Here is a 284-nt window from a genome sequence, read left to right as displayed (position 1 = left end):
AAGTTCTACGCCCAGCCCGGACTGTTCCGCGGAGCGGCCGGCATGGTCCTGCACCTGGCGCGCACCACCACCGGCGGACCCGGCACCCACAGTGCGGACCTCCGCCGCCAGATCGACTCCCTGGCCTGGGGCGCCGTCCCTTACCAAGGACATCTGGCCTTCGCCGGCGAGCAGATGATGCGCCTCTCCATGGACTTGAGCACCGGCACCGCCGGCTGTCTCCTCGCACTAGGCAGCGCCCTGCACGACACTCCCGTGCACCTGCCCTTCCTCCCGCCACCACG

At 70.4% G+C, this 284-nt stretch carries 1 pseudogene; it reads left to right on the top strand.

Features of this window, described 5'->3' with window-relative positions:
* Positions 1-284 (top strand): annotated as a pseudogene (locus C6N31_RS42865) (class III lanthionine synthetase LanKC); the annotation flags it as partial.

It is taken from the genome of Streptomyces fildesensis (assembly GCF_016107395.1).
Classification (GTDB): Bacteria; Actinomycetota; Actinomycetes; order Streptomycetales; family Streptomycetaceae; genus Actinacidiphila; species Actinacidiphila fildesensis.
Note: the sequence above shows the minus strand (reverse complement) of the source record. Positions and strands in the feature narration are given on the sequence as shown.